Raw genomic sequence first — 723 nt, 5'->3', positions numbered from 1 at the left:
TACGCATTAGATCTATGGTTTGAAAAGAAAGTAAAACCCAAGATGCGTGGCAGGGCGATGTTAATTCGCTATGCTGATGATTTTGCTTGTGCCTTTCAATATGCGAATGATGCAGAGCGCTTCTATAAGGTGCTGCCAAAGCGGCTGAAGAAATTCAACTTAGAGGTAGCAGAGGATAAAACCTCATTGCTGCGATTTAGTCGGTTTCATCCAAGCCGCAAACGTCAATTTGTGTTTCTTGGCTTTGCCTTCTACTGGGCAATAGATGCACAGGGTAAACCAAGACTTAGGCGACGTACCGGAGCTGAAAAGCATCGTGCGAGCATGAGTGAGTTTTACCAGTTCATCAAAGCGAAGCGGTCGACGAAATTAAATCGTTGGCTTCCTCAGTTGAGACGTAAATTGATGGGGTACCGCAATTACTTTGGTTTGCCTGATAATAGTCGTTGTTTGGATAAGCTGTACAGTCATGTGCTGCATAGTTTATACAAATGGCTCAATAGACGAAGTGGAAGGCGAAGTTATAACTGGAGTCAGTTTAAGCAGATGTTAGTGTATTATGGTATTGAGCGACCAAGGGTGAGTAAGCGTATTATTCACGTTGATTGGTATTAAGTGCGTGATTTACACGCGTGAATATATAACTGAAGAGCCGGATGCGGTAGTTCCGCACGTCCGGATCTGTGTGGGGGCGGCTCAGTAATGGGTCGTTCTACCATGATT

1 protein-coding gene is annotated in these 723 nt (G+C 44.4%); it reads left to right on the top strand.

What is annotated here, in order from left to right; genetic code table 11:
- A partial coding sequence (locus tag DN062_RS18410) for a reverse transcriptase domain-containing protein (protein ID WP_275668131.1) occupies positions 1–615 on the top strand: 615 nt, incomplete at its 5' end.
- Between the last annotated feature and the right edge of the window lie 108 nt (positions 616–723).

This window comes from Nitrincola tibetensis (assembly GCF_003284585.1).
Taxonomy (GTDB): Bacteria; Pseudomonadota; Gammaproteobacteria; order Pseudomonadales; family Balneatricaceae; genus Nitrincola; species Nitrincola tibetensis.
The sequence above is the reverse complement of the archived record's forward strand: the minus strand, read 5'-3'. Positions and strand labels throughout refer to the sequence as shown.